Below are 15,509 nucleotides of genomic sequence, written 5' to 3'. Positions count from 1 at the left end.
GCCCCGGCTATTTACACGAGGTCTTTTACCCCTGTTTCCCCAGGCAGCAATAAACCATCCATCTGCTTAAGTGCAAAGACTTGGAGTGGTTTTTCCTTGCCGCGCACGCTGACGTCGTACAGCGTTTCATCGGGTGCCGTTGCGCGAGCCGCGTCAATTACGTCTTTGGAAACAACGAGGAAGCTGTTCCGCGATTTATTTTCAGTTTCCAGCCGGCTGGCGGTGTTGACGACGTCGCCAAGCGCGGTGAGCCCGCCTTCAGTTTTTCCGGATCCGGCAGCGCCAATACGTCCCAAGATGGCCTGACCGAGATGGAGGCCAACACCGAGACGGATCGTGTCGCGGAACTGAGGGCCCTTTTCGACGTTCAGTGCTTCCATGACTTTCTCGATGCTCCGGCAAGCCTTCAATGCCTGACGAGCACCGGTTTCAGCACCCGTCTCCATCCCGAAGATGGCCATAACGCCATCACCAATGAATTTGTCGACATAGCCGCCCTCTGCCCGGATTACGGCCGAAACGCGGTCAAGATACTGGTTCAAAAGAAAGACGACATCGTAGGCAAGTTGCGCCTCGGTCATGCTGGTGAAGTTCCGGAGGTCGACGAACATGACGACGACATCCTGTTCGACGCCCCAATAGTAAGCATCCTGAACATGGTCCTGCCGCACCAAGTTTGCCTTCACCGGCACCAGCGGTTGGATTTCCATATTTGCAGCTGGCCTGATCTGGCAAGCCAGGCGGACATCCTCCGGCACTCCAATCCGCTTCAAAACTGTTGTCTCGGCCGGGTTTGGCTGTGACAAACTCTCCAGCCCGTTCAAAACCTTGACGCGGCAGGTGGAACAGCGTGCACGGCCACCGCAAACCGAAGCGACAGGTATTCCGTTCATGCGGCTGATTTCAAGAAGAGACGCACCCGGCTGCGCCCGAACGGTCAAACCGCCGGGATATGAAATCGAGATGCCACTGGACATCCGGCTCGCGAGATACCGGATGACTATTACAAACAGGCTCAAGATTATCAGGCCGAACACGATGGCTCTGATGTTGTCGGTTTGAGCGTAGAGCCATGCCAACTGATCGTCCGAAACCTTGACCGTCACGTCCGTTGCCAGAGCCAGGCGCCGGGCTCCTTCAATGAAGCCCCAAAGCGCCATGACAGGCCATGCTATGGCGGCCGCCAAAGCGATGTATTTGACGCGGTGGTAAAACGGGTAGAGCCGCAGCCAGAAATGCAGCCCGATCATCGCGTGGGTCCAAACCACCAGCAAAAGGATGGATTGCATGACTGCATTTTGCGGCCAAAGGATCGTCAGCATCTGGTGGTAGTTCGGGATAAAGCCGAACTCTTTCGCCAGTCCCATCGTTGTGATGACATGCGGAATGAGCGTCCAGGGGATGTAAAGCCCCAGCACAAGCTGAGCGAACTCCCAGGGCGGCATGCGCAATGTGCGTCTCTTGGATGTTCGCCAGAGCGCCAGCGCGACATGGGTGAGAGCTGCCGTGATCAACACGGTTTCGCCGATCGGCCCGCGCCAGATCCAATAGTGCCAGAGGGACATTTTCTCCATCGCATTGACGGAAATGATCCCCATCGCGTGGTTGGAAAAGTGACTGAGGCAAAACAGAAAAAGAACCAGTCCGCTCAACAGGCGCAGCCGTTGGCGCCAGTTGCCGTGCCCGGGGTTGGGCCATGCCGCATCTGCAGCGGTTGCGGGCACCTTTGATGGAATGGCGGGGTCGGTCACTGTGTCTGAACGCCTGGCGAAAAAGTGGACTGATCGTATGTGACGACAGTGCAGCTTGAAGCGCCCGCGTCAAGACGGAACCGGGCTGATCGTGGATTGTTGGACGATGGTCTTGAAACACTCAGGACAAAAAGCAATTGTGCCGCCAAACGAACTTCAAACCGGTAAGAGGCATCATGAAGGTCTACGGCATCAAGAATTGCGATACGGTCAAGAAAGCGCGGAAGTTTCTGGATGAAGCCGGGGTGGAGTACAGTTTTCACGACTACAAGAAAGACGGCGTTGATGCCGACAAGCTCGCAAAGTTTGTCGGCGAATTTGGCTGGGAAGCGGTTTTGAACAAGCGTGGCACGACTTGGCGCCGGCTGGATGAAGCCACCCAGGACGGCGTAACCGATGCAAAAAGCGCGCTGGACGTCATGATCGACAATCCATCCGTTATTAAGCGTCCGATCGTGGAAGGTGCGGAGAAGAATTTCATCGGGTTTGACGCTGTTGCCTGGGAAATGGCGCTGGAGTTGGGTGAACTGAAGTAGCGCACTCACTTGATCTTCGAAAGAACCAAGGCTCCGGCGTCAATCCCCGGAGCCTTTTGTTTGTTACCAGGTGCGGCGCGGCCCGGTGTCAATGTGGTAAAACCCTGACGAATAGTACTTGTAGCCACCCACCGCAGACTGGGACTTCAGGAAAGCCAAGACGGAAGACGGGTTGCCACCGACGGAAAAGTCAACGGCCTGGCAATTCAGGTGATAGGAACTGCGGGCGCCACCTTTGCGCCAATTCTCGAACCACCAGCGTTTGGTGGAATGGACCTTCACCGGTCCGTACCGTTTCGCGACCTTGTTCAGGACTTTTTTGAGTTTTCTCGGCACGCACCAGGACGAGTCGTTGTAGTCAATTGCGCTGTGCGATGCCGTTGCCCAACCCATGCCGGTGACACCAGCAACCGATCCACATCCAACCAGAACAACGGACAATCCCAAAAACATTATCCAGGCTAAAAAACGCTGACGCATAACAAACAGCCTTGCAAATTCGAAGTGTCGGCCCCCTCCTCAAAAGTGCCAAGAATTTTATTAAAATTTTAATGAAATAGATGGTTAACGCGCTCAAGAAACATTTGTTTCACAATATCAAAAATGATGATACAAATGTCTCAAGCGCTCAATCCTGTGCGAGACACCCTTGGTGAGGTTCGTGTTCATGTCTCACGTTTTTCCGCGTCATACCAAAGCATCCCCTCCTGTCGCCGTTGGCGGTGACGGGTGTTACATTATTGATAGTAATGGCAAAAAGTACTTTGATGGGTCCGGCGGCGCAGCCGTATCGTGCCTTGGGCACAGCGATCCCGACGTGACTGCGGCGATCAAGGGGCAAGTTGACCAGATCGCATTCGCCCACACCGGGTTTTTCACCTCAGAGCCTGCAGAGCAGCTTGCTGATCTTCTGATTGATCATGCACCAGGCAATCTGGATCGGGTGTACTTCGTCTCAGGCGGTTCTGAGGCAATGGAAGCTGCACTCAAACTGGCGCGTCAGTATTTTCTGGAAAAAGGCGAGACATCCCGACACCGGGTCATTGCCCGCCGGCAAAGCTATCATGGCAACACGCTCGGGGCGCTTGCGACCGGCGGAAATCAGTGGCGCCGAGAACCCTTCGCGCCGTTGATGATCGAAACCTCCCACATTTCACCTTGTTACGAGTATCGCGGACGGGCGGACGATGAAACGGCCATCGAATACGGGCGACGCGTTGCCAATGAACTCGAAACCGAAATCCAGCGCCTTGGCGCGGAAAACGTCATGGCATTTGTGGCCGAGCCGGTCGTGGGCGCAACGGCTGGTGCGGTCCCGCCTGTCGAAGGTTACTTCAAGCGGATCCGGGAAATCTGTGATCACTACGGGATCTTGCTCATCTTGGACGAAGTGATGTGCGGCATGGGACGCACAGGCAGCCTGTTTGCTTGTGAGCAGGATGGTATAGCGCCGGATATCCTTGCGATCGCAAAGGGCCTTGGCGCAGGTTATCAGCCGATTGGGGCTATGCTGTGTACGTCGGAGATCTATCAGGCCATCGAAAACGGGTCCGGTTTCTTCCAGCACGGCCACACATATATCGGACATCCGACGGCGTGCGCGGCCTCTCTTGCCGTCCTGAAAAAGCTCACTTGCGGCCTGGTCGATCAGGTTCATCCTCTGGGCGACAAACTGGATGCGACCCTGAAAGAGGCTTTCGGACAGTATCCCCATGTTGGCGATATCCGTGGACGCGGCCTGTTCCGCGGCATTGAAATTGTTGAGGACCGGGAAAGCAAGACACCCTTTGATACCAAACGCGGGGTGAACAAGGCCTTGAAAAAGGCGGCGTTCGAAGCCGGGCTCATCTGTTATCCGATGGGTGGCACGATTGACGGGGTAAAAGGCGATCACATCCTGCTGGCACCGCCCTTCATTATGGAAGATCAGCACATCTCCGAGATTGCCGACAAGCTTCAAACTGCATTCAAGGCCGTTTTCTGATCATGGCACCTGACACCAAACCTCAGGCGCTACCACTTATTATGGTTGCGCCGAACGGCGCACGGCGCACCAAGGTGGATCATCCGGCCCTTCCGGTGACGATCGCTGAAACGGTGGAGGCAGCCGTTGCTTGTTTCGAAGCAGGCGCGGGCGCAATCCATGCCCATGTCCGCGACGAAACAGGCGCGCATGTTCTGGACAAGGACCTCTACCAGACGCTCTTGTCGGAATTGAATGCTGCATTGCCGCAAATGCAGGTTCAAATCACCACCGAAGCTGTTGGAAAATACACACCGGACGACCAGCGCAAACTGGTCCAGGAGTTAAGGCCGTCACTTGTGTCGATTGCTGTGCGCGAGTTGGTACCGGACGATGACACAGATACGGCTGCAGAGTTTTATTCCTGGGCCGTGAAGGAAGGAATATCTGTTCAACACATCCTCTACAGTGCAGAGGATCTCAACCGGTTCTTCGACCTCGTCGAAAACGGCACTATTCCTGGCGTTTCGCATCATGTGCTTCTGGTGCTGGGCCGTTATGCCGACAATCAGGAAAGTGCGCCGGAAGATCTCCAGCCCTTTCTGGACCGGTTGAAAGCGCGCCGGGGCGGCTACGAGATCGACTGGGGGGTGTGTGCCTTTGGGCATCGGGAAACAGAATGCCTGGTGTATGCCATCGAGAACGGTGGCAAGGCCCGGATAGGATTTGAGAACGGCCTTTGGAATCGCGATGGTGCAGTTGCGAAGGACAACGCTGACCGGGTCCGGGATCTGGTGTCGGCCCTCGAAGAAAAAAACGTTTCCGTTCTGTGAGGCTGAACCGCCTTCAGGGCGGTTCACATTCGGGCAAAACCCGACAGAGTGGAGTGACTGAAAACATGGTGGAACACCATTACGTCCTGACGCTTTCATGCGCGGACAAGCCGGGAATTGTCGCAGCCGTCACAACGGAATTGGCCGATTTTGGCGCGAATATCGCAGAGAGTGATCAGTTTTGGGACCGTGCCACCAATCAGTTCTTCCTCCGCATCGCCATGCTGGCGCCGGAAGGTGTGACCTTGGAGAGCGTTCAAAAGGCGCTTGATCCGGTCATTGCCCGCTTTGACATGAAAGCAAAGCTGGTCGACACGGCCAAGCGGCAAAAAGTGATCATCATGGTCTCCAAGTTTGACCACGCGATGCTGCACCTTCTTTATCAGATCCGCGTTGGCTGGCTGGATGCCGAGGTGGTTGCCATCGTCTCCAATCATCCGGATAGCGCCCGCACCGCCGATCATGAAGGCATTGCGTACCATCACTGGCCGGTTACCAAGGAAAACAAGGCGGAGCAGGAGGAAAAACTCCTGAAGCTGGTCAAGGAAACCGGCGCAGATCTGGTGGTGCTGGCGCGCTACATGCAGGTGCTGTCCGATAACCTGTCCAAGCGGCTCTTCGGCAAGGTGATCAACATTCACCACTCGTTTCTGCCGAGCTTCAAGGGCGCCAAGCCGTATCATCAGGCCCATGCGCGCGGGGTGAAGATGATCGGAGCGACCGGGCACTATGTGACGCCGGATCTCGACGAAGGCCCGATTATTGAACAGGACGCAGAGCGCGTCAGTCACGCATTGTCGGCAGATGATTTCGTGGCGCGCGGTAGGGATATTGAATCCCGCGTGCTCGCACGTGCTGTCAAATACCACCTTGAAAACCGGGTTATGATTGTTGGCAACAAGACAATTGTCTTCACGCCGTAGGCCCGAAGATCAGACGGTTTCCGGCTCCCGTCCGAACGGCAGCTTGCGGCCGTCTTTTTCAAGTTCGGAGAAAAGCCAATCCCGAAACAGCCGGATTTTCCGGCTGTTTTTACTTTGCATCGGATAGCTCAGGTTCCAGGATTCGCTCTCGATCCGTGAAACCAAGTCAAAGGGCTGAATCAGCTGTCCGTTTGCAAGAGCGTCCCGTACGAAATACGGGGTAAGAATCGCGACCCCCTGCCCGGCAATGGCCCGGTTGGCTTCCAGTGCCTGTGAGCCCATCCGGCTGGACGGGTTTTGGCTAAGATCAACATCCGGCAAGCCGGCATCAGCAAACCACGTTCGCCACCAATGGTCTTCAGGGTCGATGATTGGTGCCTTCAAGAGATCAGCCGGTTCGTGGATCCCGCCAAGTTTTTCCGCAAGCAGCGGGGAAATCATCGGAGTGAATTCGGCCTGGATCAGCTGGTGATAATAGCAGCCTTTCGGCGGTTGATAACAAGCGGTGATGGTTAGATCACCATCGGCAAATGCTGGTTTCTCCCATGGTCCGAACGGAACAAGCCGGACGGCGATGGTGGGGTTTTGGATCTGAAATTCGAACAGGCGGGACGACAGCCAGGTGACGGCAAACGTCGTGTTGCTGCTGATCACCAGTTCGGAAGACTCTGCTTCCCGGACTTCGTGAAAAGTGTTGCGAAGCCGGTCAAAAGCGTCGGTCACACCATCCGCAAGCTGTTGGCCGCGCGGCGTCAGCTCAATTTTCCGGGGCTTTCGCTCAAACAGTGAAAATCCGAGTTTTTCTTCTAAAAGTTTGATCTGGTAGCTGACCGCGGCCTGCGTCATGCCAAGCTCGTCACCGGCTTTCGTGAAGCTGAGGTGCCTTGAAACGGCATCGAACGCCCGGACAGCGGACAGCGGGGGTAAAGAGGCGGACATGCATAAATACTCCTTATGCATGTCTATTGTCTTTTCATTGGTCAATCAACAGTCGACACGCGATACATCCTAAAGTCATCAGTGAATTCGGGCGATTTTCATGTCTTCTGTCGATTGTAAATGTACCAAATCGAGTGTGCGCTCTAAATTGGGATTAGTTGAATTTATCCATGGCTTGCTTTCTGGATGGTATGGCCATCGGCGTAAACGCGCTGTTCTCTCTGATTTGCCAGCGGCATTGAAACGGGACATCGGCCTTGACGACATACAGCCAAGCCCACAAAGCCTTGAAGAAAACTGGCGCAGTGAGTTCGACAGGTTGCAACGCCGCTAAGCGTAGAGAGCATTACCTGTACCGGGCGTGGATACCTTCGTAGGTTCCGTCAGCTCGTATTTCCGCCAAGCCTTCATTGAATGCCTGTCTCAACTCTTCAGAGTCAGGGTGCTTTCGTGAAAAACACAAGAAGTAGTCCCAGACAACGAAGGACCGGAAACCAAATTCATTGCGATAGCCAAGTTTCTTTTTGAGATGCTGACCGGCCGCCTGTCCAGTGTGAAAATAGTCGACACGCCCCAGTTCAAGCATCTTGAAGCCGGCCGTATCCGTGGCGATGTTGACCAACTCCGCGCCTTGCCTCTCCATTTCCGCGTTTGGGGCGTATTCAAGAACAGAGGCGATCCGCTGGCCCCTAAGGTCTGCAATACTCCGTATGTTTTCGACCGGATGCCCCGTTCGGTAGAAAACGCCATAGGCTTCCTGGCTGATAGGCGCGCTGAAGAGAAAGTGCTCAGCACGTTCAACGGTATGGGCGCAGGTCAGAAGGCCGGGATAGTTGCCAGCTTCGGTCTCGCTGACCGCTCGGGACCACGGGACATGGACAACCTCTGCCGTGATGCCTTTGCGCTTGAAGGCTTCAACGGCAACTTCGTGGTCAAATCCGAGGCGGTCATCTTCGGGTTCTGCGATATCAAAAGGCGGGTAATCGGTCGCCAATATGATCACAGACCCTGCCGGATGCCCAAGCGTCGGCAGTCCGATCGGGAATATAGCTACCACCAACAGCGCAACCCAGAGCCAGGACCGTATCGCCACCGGAAACGACCTCCGTGAAACATCGGAACGAGGCCGTATGGGACCACACAAAAATATAATTTTTTATTGGCAGTTTTCTTTAATCTGCACCCTTCTCAAGCCAATAGCCCGCGAAGCGCGAAGACCGTTGCCCGGTGGGCATTTACAGCATCAGAGCCCAGACAGTTGCGGCGAGCATGGTGAGCGCCATCACAACTGTGATGGAACGCATCAACCGGCCTTCGCCGATAAGAGCCAGAATAGATACGCCGACCAGCGCCCAAAGCGAATGAAAGACCATTCCGCCCAAGAGGAAACCTGTTGCTAGGATGGCGGCGTTGGCATGCAGATCCAGACCGTTCCCCGCGAAGAAGGTCGAGAACGCGACGAGGCTCATGGCCCATGTCTTGGGGCTCAGCGGGTGAATCAATAGCCCCTCCCAAAAAGTCAGAAGGGTTGCTTCACCCTTAGGCCGGATGGTGAGGGAAATGATCCGCCAGGCCAGAAAGGCCATATAAGTCAGGCTCAAAGCCTTGAATACCGATACGATGATCCCACCCTGCGCCATGATGTGACCAAGCCCGTAGGCGACTGCCAGGTTCAAAGGCAGCGAGCCGATCTGTGAGGCAATAATGACTGGGAATGCCGTCCGGTACCCGGAACTCGCTCCGATCGCGAGGAAAGCCAGGTTTCCGGGGCCTGGGGTGCCGGTCATGATGATCACAAAGACCGCGAAGGCCATCAGTGTGGCGGTGTCCATTTCGGGTGCCTCGTATAATTTCGATACAATCGATACAAAAGCGTATGAACTATCTCTGTATTGAAATATTGTATCGGTCAATGATAACATTGTTCTCATGACAATGTGGGTTCCGAACATCGAGGCGGCTTCCGGGCCGATTTATCTTGCGATCGCAGACGCGCTGGAGGCTGATATTCTTGCCGGCAGTCTCGCCCAGGGCGACCGGTTGCCGCCGCAACGCGAGCTTGCCTATCAGCTTGGCATAACGCTCGGAACGGTGACCCGGGCCTATGCGGAAGCGGAGCGCCGGCGTCTGGTCAAAGGGGAAACTGGCCGTGGAACGTATGTTGCCCCGGAAAGCCAGAAGGTTTCTCCCCTGATCCCGAAGGAAGGGGAACCGGAGACGTGTGATCTGGCACGCAACTTTGCCTATCCGTTTCTCAATCCCAGCCTTTCCGATGGGCTGGTTCGCATGGCTAAAACGGCTGGAATTGAGCGCCTCAACGGATTTGTGCCCTCCGAAGGATTGAAGGCCCACAGGGAAACAGGCGTTCTGGTGTTCAAGGACTACGGACTGGAGGCGGATCCGGACCGGGTCGCGGTGACTTGCGGCGCACAGCACGGCATTCAGGTCACCTGCCAGGCCCTTTTTCTACCCGGTGATGCCGTGGCGGTGGACCAGTTTACATATCCGTCGATCTTCAGTTCGCTCGCCGCGCAAGGGCTGAAAGCTGTGCCGGTTCCGGCGCTCATCGGCGATGATGGAGGGCTGGGCGCTATGGATCCGGATGCACTGGCCCAAACGGTTCGGATGCATCACGTGAAGGGCGTTTTTCTGATGCCCAACATGCAGAACCCGACCACCCACACCATGTCGATGGTTGAGCGCACACGGCTTGTTGAGGTTGCCCGTCAGTTTGACCTCAAGATCATTGAAGACGATCCCTATACGCCATTTCTCACCGACCCTTTGCCGGCCTTTGGCGCTATTGCGCCAGAGCGGACGGCCTCGATCGCCAGTATCTCAAAGGTGTGTTCGCCCGGCAGCCGGATCGGTTTTGTTCATGTTCCAGCACCTTTCGAAGACTCAATCCGCAACAAAATTGGCGAAAGCACATGGATGGCATCGCCCATCACGGCGGAGCTGATTTCCGGTTGGGTCCGTGAGGGGCATCTTAGCAAGGCGCTCCGGGTCAAGCGGCGCGCCAACAGTGTAAGATTTGACCGCGCCAAGAAGATTTTGGAGCCGTACTTTCTGCAAAGCGGCAGCCACAAGGTGTTTGGATGGCTTGCCTTGCCGCAAGACGTTGATCCGGATGCGCTTCAGGCGGCCTTGTCTCATCAGGGCATTTCGGTGCTGTCCTCAAGATACTTTCAGGCAAAAGGGCAAAAACCGGGGCCCTATATCCGGCTTACCTTTGGATCTGAAGAAAACGAAGACCGCTTCGATTGGGCGCTGGAGCGCATAAAGACCACCATCTCAACCTTTGCGGAGCCACCGGATTTGACCCGCCCTGTCGGGTAGGCCGCTCCGGTTTCATGTGGGCATCATCGACTGTTTTTTGACAAGCTGTCCGTTCCAAACCATAAGCGGGCAAACGCTGCGTCAGAAAAACACCGTTGCAGCACTTCCGCGATAGGACTTCATGGTGCTTTGGCCCCGCAAAAAAGACAAAGAACAGACCGGCGGCTGCAATCCGGGCATCACCCCCTATGCACGGCTTGAAAACGCCGGTCTCACCCTTGGCAGCCGGAAGGTCCTGTCAGGCCTCAGCCTGGATTTGGAAGAGCGCCGGATCGGCGTGATCGGACTGAACGGATCTGGGAAAAGCAGCTTCGCACGCCTCTTGAACGGTCTTCATCTCGCTGATGAAGGCCGCGTCACTGTCTTTGGCGCAGATGCGGCTTCCGTTCGATCCGAATTGCCGCGCCATGTCGGTTTTGTTTTCCAGAACCCGGATCACCAGGCAATTTTTCCGACGGTGGAAGAAGAAATCGCCTTTGGCTTGACACAGCTGGGCGCCTCGAAAGACGAAAGCCGTGCCAAAGCCTTGGAGTTTCTGGACCTTCATGGTTGCGGCGACCTGGCCGCTAAACCTTTTGCTGAATTGTCGGGAGGGCAGAAGCAACTAGTCTGCATTCTGGCAGTTCTGGTGATGAGACCAGCTGTCTTGGTCTTGGATGAGCCGATGACGAGCCTGGATGCGCTGGCATCCCGGCTGATATTCGACAAGCTCATGTCGCTGCCGCAACGGATCGTCATGGTCAGTCACGATTTGAGTCTACTGACCGGGTTTGACCGGGTGCTGTGGTTGGAGGAAGGGCAGTTACGTATGGACGGACCGGCAGCAAAGGTGATTGCAGCCTATCGGGACGACATTGAACGCCGGTCCGGAACCGTCATGGAAGCAGCTGCGATATGATATCGGTCTACCTCTCGGGCGACAGCTGGGCGCATCGCCTTCCAGCAGGGGTGAAGCTGCTCGCGGTTGCGATCGGCAGCCTTTTGCTTTTCAGGACCGAAACACTCTGGGTTTTTCTTGTTTGCTTGGCCCTGGTGCTCGCGGCTTATGTTTCTCTCGGCCGCGGATCCGTTCAGCGCTTGCGGCTCCTGAAGGGACTGTCGATCTTTCTGGCAGCAATCTTGGCGTTGCATTGGTTATCAGGAACCGTCATGGACGGTGTTATCGCAATCCTGCGCCTTTGTGTGATGGTCCTTGCCGCCAGCTTTGTCTCGATGACAACGCGAATGGATGATATGCTAGCAGCCGTGATGCCGTTGTTCCGACCGCTGGAATGGGCCGGGTTTTCAGCGCGTAAGCCCGCGCTGGGTGTCACACTTGTGTTGCGGTTTGCACCGCATTTGATGGAGATCTTCGCCGTCCTTCGGGAGGCATACCAGGCGCGCACGGGCAAAAAGTCGTCCTGGAGGCTGATTGCGCCCTTTGCGCTCCAGGCGCTTAAAATGTCGGAGAATGTTGCCGAAGCTCTGGCGGCGCGCGGCGGCTCGCAAGGACTGACCCTGAAGTAATGGGCGCCTTTAACGATATACGACAAGGCCGGCTGGCGGGTGACGCCGCAGCCATAGAGACAAACAATAGACTCGGGTCGGAAAACGTCCCAGAAAAAACGACGATAAAGAAGGATAGACTCCCATGACAGATCGTTCCCTTGTGCACGTTGCATTTTATGCAGCTCTCATCGCCGTCCTCGGTTTGCTGCCGCCGGTCGCAATTCCGGCGCTGGGCGGAGTGCCGATTACAGCGCAGACACTTGGTGTGATGCTGGCTGGTATTATGCTCGGACCGGTCCGCGGCAGCCTCGCTGTGCTCTTGTTCTTGTTCCTGGTCGCGCTCGGCGCACCGTTCCTTTCCGGCGGCCGAGGCGGTCTCGGTGTATTCGCCGGTCCATCTGTCGGTTTCCTGATTGGCTGGCCGGTTGGCGCCTTTGTCGCTGGTCTGATCATGCGTGCAACAACCAACGCCAGCGTTCTTGTTTCGGCGGCGGTTGCTGGCGCAGTTGGCGGAATTCTTGTCGTCTACGCCTTCGGGATTCCCGGTATTTCCTTCATGACAGGCCTTTCCCTGCCGAAGGCGGCCATTGGCAGCGCAGTCTACATTCCAGGTGACCTCATCAAGGTTGCAATCGCAGCGGTGATTGCCCAGACGATTGCGCGCGGCCTGCCGGGCGCTGTTCTGTCCCGGTCCTGATCTGGTCGAAGCAGGATTTCACGCCGCATGGGCTACATCGGCGAACACCTGGAAAAAAAAGCGCGGGCCAGCAAAGCCGGACCCGCGCTGCAAACTGGCGGGTGCGTCCTCTCATGGGAAGAGTTCCTGTCATCTGTTCAGGAAAGAGAGCAGCTGCTTCGGGATAACTCTCCCGAAGGTGCCCAGATTGCGCTCTTGTTGACCGACCCCACTGACACCCTCGTCAGCTTCTTTGCTTGCGCACGCTCAGGCCGCACTGCCCTCATCATGGACCCCTCCTGGCCGCGGCATCAAATAGAAACCGTGCTCAAGGCCGTGCAGCCGGCTTTTTGTCTCGACCACGACCAACTCGCTCAATTTGTAGCGTCTCGAAACGATGAATTCGACACGCGCCCAAGCGACTCCCCTTTGAAAACCGCTGAGTTTTATGCCGGGTTCACATCTGGCTCGACGGGCATGCCAAAAGGCTTTGTGCGGTCTCATCGGTCCTGGCTGGAGAGTTTTCGTCTAAGTGAACCGGATTTTGAAGACCTCGAGCCAACCCAGATCATTATCCTCGGGGGGCTGAGCCATTCGCTGCACCTATATGGGGCGGTTCATGGTCTTCATCGCGGGACGCCTGTCACCGTCTTGCCTCGGTTCGAGCCGCGCGCGGTGTTGGAAGTTCTTCAGGCGGAGGCGGGAAATGCTGCGCTCTATGCAACTCCGACCCAATTGCAACTGATCGCGGAGGCGGCCCGGCGCAGTGGTTCTCCCAAGGCCTTGCGTCTTGTTTTCTCCAGTGGCGCCAAATGGCCGGACGGGGCGAAATCCGCCTTCGCCGAAGTCTTCCCGAAGGCCCGCCTTGTGGAATTCTATGGCGCGTCAGAAACAAGTTTCATCAGTTTTGCCCGATCGGGTGACGGGACCCCGGCCGGGTCTGTTGGCCGGCCGCCTACAGGCGTTTCAATTGCCATCGGCAATCCGGATCAACAGTTGCCCTTAGGTACGCCGGGTCCGATCTGGGTGAAAAGCCCACTTCTCTTCAATCGGTATATATGTGGCCAGGCACCGGATACCGTTTGGCACGGAGACTGGCTGACCTTTGGGGATCATGGATATGTCGATGATGCGGGATACCTGTTTGTGACTGGCCGCCAGAACCGGATGGTGATCACGTCGGGCTTGAATGTTTATCCGGAGGAAATCGAAACCGTTCTCATGAGCCATCCTGCAGTCAAGGCTGCCGTGGTTTTTGGGCTTCCAGACGCTCTGCGTGGTGAGCGCCTGGAAGCTGTGATCGAGCTCCGCCTTGAGCTTGAGGATCCGGCGCAGGCCCTTGCGGACCACTGCCGGAGATTTGCCGGCCGGGGGAAATGCCCAAAACGGTTTCATATGAAAGACAAGTTTCCTTTGACGGCTGGCGGCAAACCGGACCTGCAGGCGTTGAAACGTGAGTTTGGCGTGAGCGCCGCCCCTGTTCCGGTGCTGGAAGGTGAGAATTCATGACGCGCCGCGCTGTCATCGCAGCAGCCCGGCGGACGCCGGTCGCACCACGCGGCGGTGGACTGAAAGATCTCCAGGCCGACGAACTGGCGGCACCTGTATTCTCCAAACTACTGCACGATGCGAGTGTCCCGGATGACATGGTCGACCATGTGCTTCTTGGAAACGCGCTTTATGCAGGCGGGAACCCGGCGCGGATGGCGGCGCTGAGGGCCGGTCTCCCGCTAACCGTTCCGGCAATGACGATAGATACACAGTGTTGCTCAGGTCTGGATGCCATCATACAAGGAGCGCGGCTGATCGAGGCCGGCGCGGCGCGTTGCGTGATTGCCGGAGGAGCAGAAAGCTATAGCCGTGCACCAGTTCGCATGCATCGGCCAAAGGCGATGGGCCAGGAGCCCGTCGTTTACACCAGACCGGCTTTCGCACCGCCGCCTTTCGATGACCCGGATCTCAGTGAAGCTGCAGCCCGTCTTGCCGCACGTCTTGAGATCGGCCGCGAGGATCAGGCGGCGTTTGCAGTTCTCTCGCACGAAAAAGCCCGCGCAGCGAAGACCTCAAAGAAACGTGTAGTTTGTCCTGGGACCGATTTGGTGGATGACAGTTTTACACGGCCTTTGTCCATCCGGGCGCCGATGCGGGCGCCAGTTCTTTATGGAGACCGGGAAACAGGATTGTCGGCAGCGACAATTGCCTGCGAAGCGGATGGTGCAGCCGGGGTCCTGATCATGTCCGAAGACTTGGCGAGCGAACGTGGCATAAGTGGACTAGCGATCATCAAAGCTGGCAGCATGGGCGGCGATCCTGCAGATCCAGCCTTGGTCCCTATCGAAATGGCAAGGCAGCTGTTGAACCAGACCAAATATACCGTCGCTGATATGAACGCCGTCGAAATTCATGAGGCGTATGCGGTCCAGGCCATGGCTGCGGTGGATGCATTGGACATACCTCATGAAAACCACAATCCGCTTGGCGGTGGTTTGGCGCGGGGCCACCCGATCGGCGCATCGGGTGCTGTGTTAATGGTACAGCTTCACGACCATTGGCATACGCAGCGGACGCAGGGGTCTCCTCAAAATTATACGGCTATGGCCTTGATTGCGGCAGCCGGTGGCTTGGCCGCCGGTGTCGTGGTTGAGGCCGTTAATGCCTGAGCTGGTAAAACATTAACTATCTGTAATTTCAAACAAAACGGCGTAATTCGAAACTTTTTTCAGCTTTTTTGATTTTTTTCGAAATCGGCTGTTGACGGGCCCGGTCGACCTGCGTATAACCCGGTTCATCGACGGCGGCAACGTCGCTGGCGACAGGGCGCTGCGCTCTAAATTCCGGAAAACTGGTCGATTGGGGCTGGATCGCAAGGTTCGGTGATTGGTTGGTTTTTGCGAGTTTACGAGATGTAGGCCTGATGAGGATTTTGGTTCTCATGTTCATTGACAATTTGATATTTGAAGGAAGGGAAGCGTAGGCGGCGTTGGTCTTGCGATGCTTGGGTCTTTAGGGGCTTGAGTGTTTTAAGAGTTACGCAGGTACGCTGATCTTTCAGACAAGGAAG

At 56.3% G+C, this 15,509-nt stretch carries 17 protein-coding genes; 11 read left to right on the top strand and 6 right to left on the bottom strand.

The features are described from left to right. Window positions 1-11 precede the first annotated feature (11 nt). A complete protein-coding gene (locus ACVDG4_RS19515) occupies window positions 12-1,751 on the bottom strand; it encodes an adenylate/guanylate cyclase domain-containing protein (protein ID WP_447236350.1) in 1,740 nt (579 codons plus the stop codon). Window positions 1,752-1,927: 176 nt separating this feature from the next. Between ACVDG4_RS19515 and ACVDG4_RS19510 the strand changes: the two genes are divergently transcribed. Next, entirely contained in the window at window positions 1,928-2,287 is a 360-nt protein-coding gene (locus ACVDG4_RS19510; protein ID WP_428529430.1) for an ArsC family reductase, read from the top strand. Window positions 2,288-2,350: 63 nt separating this feature from the next. Here the strand turns inward: ACVDG4_RS19510 and ACVDG4_RS19505 are convergent, their stop codons facing one another. After that, window positions 2,351-2,740: a YcbK family protein gene (locus tag ACVDG4_RS19505; protein WP_428529534.1), complete on the bottom strand. Its 390-nt coding sequence runs from the start codon at window positions 2,738-2,740 to the stop codon at window positions 2,351-2,353. A gap of 214 nt (window positions 2,741-2,954) precedes the next feature. Between ACVDG4_RS19505 and ACVDG4_RS19500 the strand changes: the two genes are divergently transcribed. The 3 genes from ACVDG4_RS19500 (at window position 2,955) to purU (ending at window position 6,006) form a co-directional block, all read left to right on the top strand. Continuing rightward, complete coding sequence (locus ACVDG4_RS19500; RefSeq protein ID WP_447236349.1) at window positions 2,955-4,271, top strand: aspartate aminotransferase family protein; 1,317 nt, start codon at window positions 2,955-2,957, stop codon at window positions 4,269-4,271. A 2-nt stretch (window positions 4,272-4,273) separates the two neighbouring features. Further along, window positions 4,274-5,083: a beta-keto acid cleavage family enzyme gene (locus ACVDG4_RS19495; protein ID WP_447236348.1), complete on the top strand. Its 810-nt coding sequence runs from the start codon at window positions 4,274-4,276 to the stop codon at window positions 5,081-5,083. A gap of 65 nt (window positions 5,084-5,148) precedes the next feature. After that, on the top strand, window positions 5,149-6,006 hold the full coding sequence (purU, locus tag ACVDG4_RS19490; RefSeq protein WP_447236347.1) for a formyltetrahydrofolate deformylase: 858 nt from the start codon (window positions 5,149-5,151) through the stop codon (window positions 6,004-6,006). A 9-nt stretch (window positions 6,007-6,015) separates the two neighbouring features. Here purU and ACVDG4_RS19485 read toward each other — a convergent pair whose 3' ends face one another. Further along, window positions 6,016-6,945, bottom strand: a complete 930-nt coding sequence (locus tag ACVDG4_RS19485; protein WP_447236346.1) for a LysR family transcriptional regulator — start codon at window positions 6,943-6,945, stop codon at window positions 6,016-6,018. A 100-nt stretch (window positions 6,946-7,045) separates the two neighbouring features. Here ACVDG4_RS19485 and ACVDG4_RS19480 point away from each other — a divergent pair, with 100 nt between their 5' ends. Continuing rightward, window positions 7,046-7,279: a hypothetical protein gene (locus tag ACVDG4_RS19480; protein WP_428529420.1), complete on the top strand. Its 234-nt coding sequence runs from the start codon at window positions 7,046-7,048 to the stop codon at window positions 7,277-7,279. A 12-nt stretch (window positions 7,280-7,291) separates the two neighbouring features. Here ACVDG4_RS19480 and ACVDG4_RS19475 read toward each other — a convergent pair whose 3' ends face one another. Together ACVDG4_RS19475 and ACVDG4_RS19470 are read right to left on the bottom strand one after the other, a co-directional pair. Continuing rightward, window positions 7,292-8,038: a substrate-binding periplasmic protein gene (locus ACVDG4_RS19475; RefSeq protein ID WP_447236345.1), complete on the bottom strand. Its 747-nt coding sequence runs from the start codon at window positions 8,036-8,038 to the stop codon at window positions 7,292-7,294. Between the two features lie 142 nt (window positions 8,039-8,180). Continuing rightward, window positions 8,181-8,777, bottom strand: coding sequence for a LysE family translocator (locus ACVDG4_RS19470; RefSeq protein ID WP_422020098.1), 597 nt, complete (start codon window positions 8,775-8,777; stop codon window positions 8,181-8,183). 97 nt (window positions 8,778-8,874) lie between these two features. Here ACVDG4_RS19470 and ACVDG4_RS19465 point away from each other — a divergent pair, with 97 nt between their 5' ends. The 6 genes from ACVDG4_RS19465 (at window position 8,875) to ACVDG4_RS19440 (ending at window position 15,108) form a co-directional block, all read left to right on the top strand. Beyond that, on the top strand, window positions 8,875-10,284 hold the full coding sequence (locus tag ACVDG4_RS19465) for an aminotransferase-like domain-containing protein (protein ID WP_447236344.1): 1,410 nt from the start codon (window positions 8,875-8,877) through the stop codon (window positions 10,282-10,284). Window positions 10,285-10,405: 121 nt separating this feature from the next. Continuing rightward, window positions 10,406-11,182 carry an energy-coupling factor ABC transporter ATP-binding protein gene (locus ACVDG4_RS19460; RefSeq protein ID WP_447236343.1) on the top strand — a complete coding sequence of 259 codons (777 nt, stop codon included), beginning with the start codon at window positions 10,406-10,408 and terminating at the stop codon, window positions 11,180-11,182. Next, a complete protein-coding gene (locus ACVDG4_RS19455; protein WP_447236342.1) occupies window positions 11,179-11,790 on the top strand; it encodes an energy-coupling factor transporter transmembrane component T family protein in 612 nt (203 codons plus the stop codon). The genes ACVDG4_RS19460 and ACVDG4_RS19455 overlap by 4 nt, the downstream gene beginning before the upstream one ends. 124 nt (window positions 11,791-11,914) lie before the next feature. Beyond that, complete coding sequence (locus tag ACVDG4_RS19450; protein ID WP_447236341.1) at window positions 11,915-12,469, top strand: biotin transporter BioY; 555 nt, start codon at window positions 11,915-11,917, stop codon at window positions 12,467-12,469. 27 nt (window positions 12,470-12,496) lie between these two features. Continuing rightward, window positions 12,497-13,957 (top strand): AMP-binding protein, encoded by a 1,461-nt coding sequence (locus ACVDG4_RS19445; RefSeq protein ID WP_447236340.1) that lies wholly within the window; start codon window positions 12,497-12,499, stop codon window positions 13,955-13,957. Beyond that, entirely contained in the window at window positions 13,954-15,108 is a 1,155-nt protein-coding gene (locus ACVDG4_RS19440; RefSeq protein ID WP_447236339.1) for a thiolase family protein, read from the top strand. The genes ACVDG4_RS19445 and ACVDG4_RS19440 overlap by 4 nt, the downstream gene beginning before the upstream one ends. A 28-nt stretch (window positions 15,109-15,136) precedes the next feature. On the opposite strand, the gene ACVDG4_RS19435 is transcribed toward ACVDG4_RS19440, so the two are convergent. Further along, a complete protein-coding gene (locus ACVDG4_RS19435) occupies window positions 15,137-15,388 on the bottom strand; it encodes a hypothetical protein (RefSeq protein ID WP_447236338.1) in 252 nt (83 codons plus the stop codon). Window positions 15,389-15,509 lie beyond the last annotated feature (121 nt).

The organism is Roseibium sp. MB-4, from assembly GCF_053005265.1.
This window is presented reverse-complemented; position numbering and strand designations above follow the sequence as displayed.

Bases quoted from the DNA above. Each gene is read 5' to 3' on its own strand.
- ACVDG4_RS19510 (WP_428529430.1), top strand. From the start codon at position 1,928: ATGAAGGTCTACGGCATCAAGAATTGCGATACGGTCAAGAAAGCGCGG.
- ACVDG4_RS19505 (WP_428529534.1), bottom strand. From the start codon at position 2,740: ATGTTTTTGGGATTGTCCGTTGTTCTGGTTGGATGTGGATCGGTTGCT.
- ACVDG4_RS19500 (WP_447236349.1), top strand. From the start codon at position 2,955: ATGTCTCACGTTTTTCCGCGTCATACCAAAGCATCCCCTCCTGTCGCC.
- ACVDG4_RS19495 (WP_447236348.1), top strand. From the start codon at position 4,274: ATGGCACCTGACACCAAACCTCAGGCGCTACCACTTATTATGGTTGCG.
- purU (WP_447236347.1), top strand. From the start codon at position 5,149: ATGGTGGAACACCATTACGTCCTGACGCTTTCATGCGCGGACAAGCCG.
- ACVDG4_RS19485 (WP_447236346.1), bottom strand. From the start codon at position 6,945: ATGTCCGCCTCTTTACCCCCGCTGTCCGCTGTCCGGGCGTTCGATGCC.
- ACVDG4_RS19480 (WP_428529420.1), top strand. From the start codon at position 7,046: ATGTCTTCTGTCGATTGTAAATGTACCAAATCGAGTGTGCGCTCTAAA.
- ACVDG4_RS19470 (WP_422020098.1), bottom strand. From the start codon at position 8,777: ATGGACACCGCCACACTGATGGCCTTCGCGGTCTTTGTGATCATCATG.
- ACVDG4_RS19465 (WP_447236344.1), top strand. From the start codon at position 8,875: ATGACAATGTGGGTTCCGAACATCGAGGCGGCTTCCGGGCCGATTTAT.
- ACVDG4_RS19460 (WP_447236343.1), top strand. From the start codon at position 10,406: ATGGTGCTTTGGCCCCGCAAAAAAGACAAAGAACAGACCGGCGGCTGC.
- ACVDG4_RS19455 (WP_447236342.1), top strand. From the start codon at position 11,179: ATGATATCGGTCTACCTCTCGGGCGACAGCTGGGCGCATCGCCTTCCA.
- ACVDG4_RS19450 (WP_447236341.1), top strand. From the start codon at position 11,915: ATGACAGATCGTTCCCTTGTGCACGTTGCATTTTATGCAGCTCTCATC.
- ACVDG4_RS19445 (WP_447236340.1), top strand. From the start codon at position 12,497: ATGGGCTACATCGGCGAACACCTGGAAAAAAAAGCGCGGGCCAGCAAA.
- ACVDG4_RS19440 (WP_447236339.1), top strand. From the start codon at position 13,954: ATGACGCGCCGCGCTGTCATCGCAGCAGCCCGGCGGACGCCGGTCGCA.
- ACVDG4_RS19435 (WP_447236338.1), bottom strand. From the start codon at position 15,388: ATGAACATGAGAACCAAAATCCTCATCAGGCCTACATCTCGTAAACTC.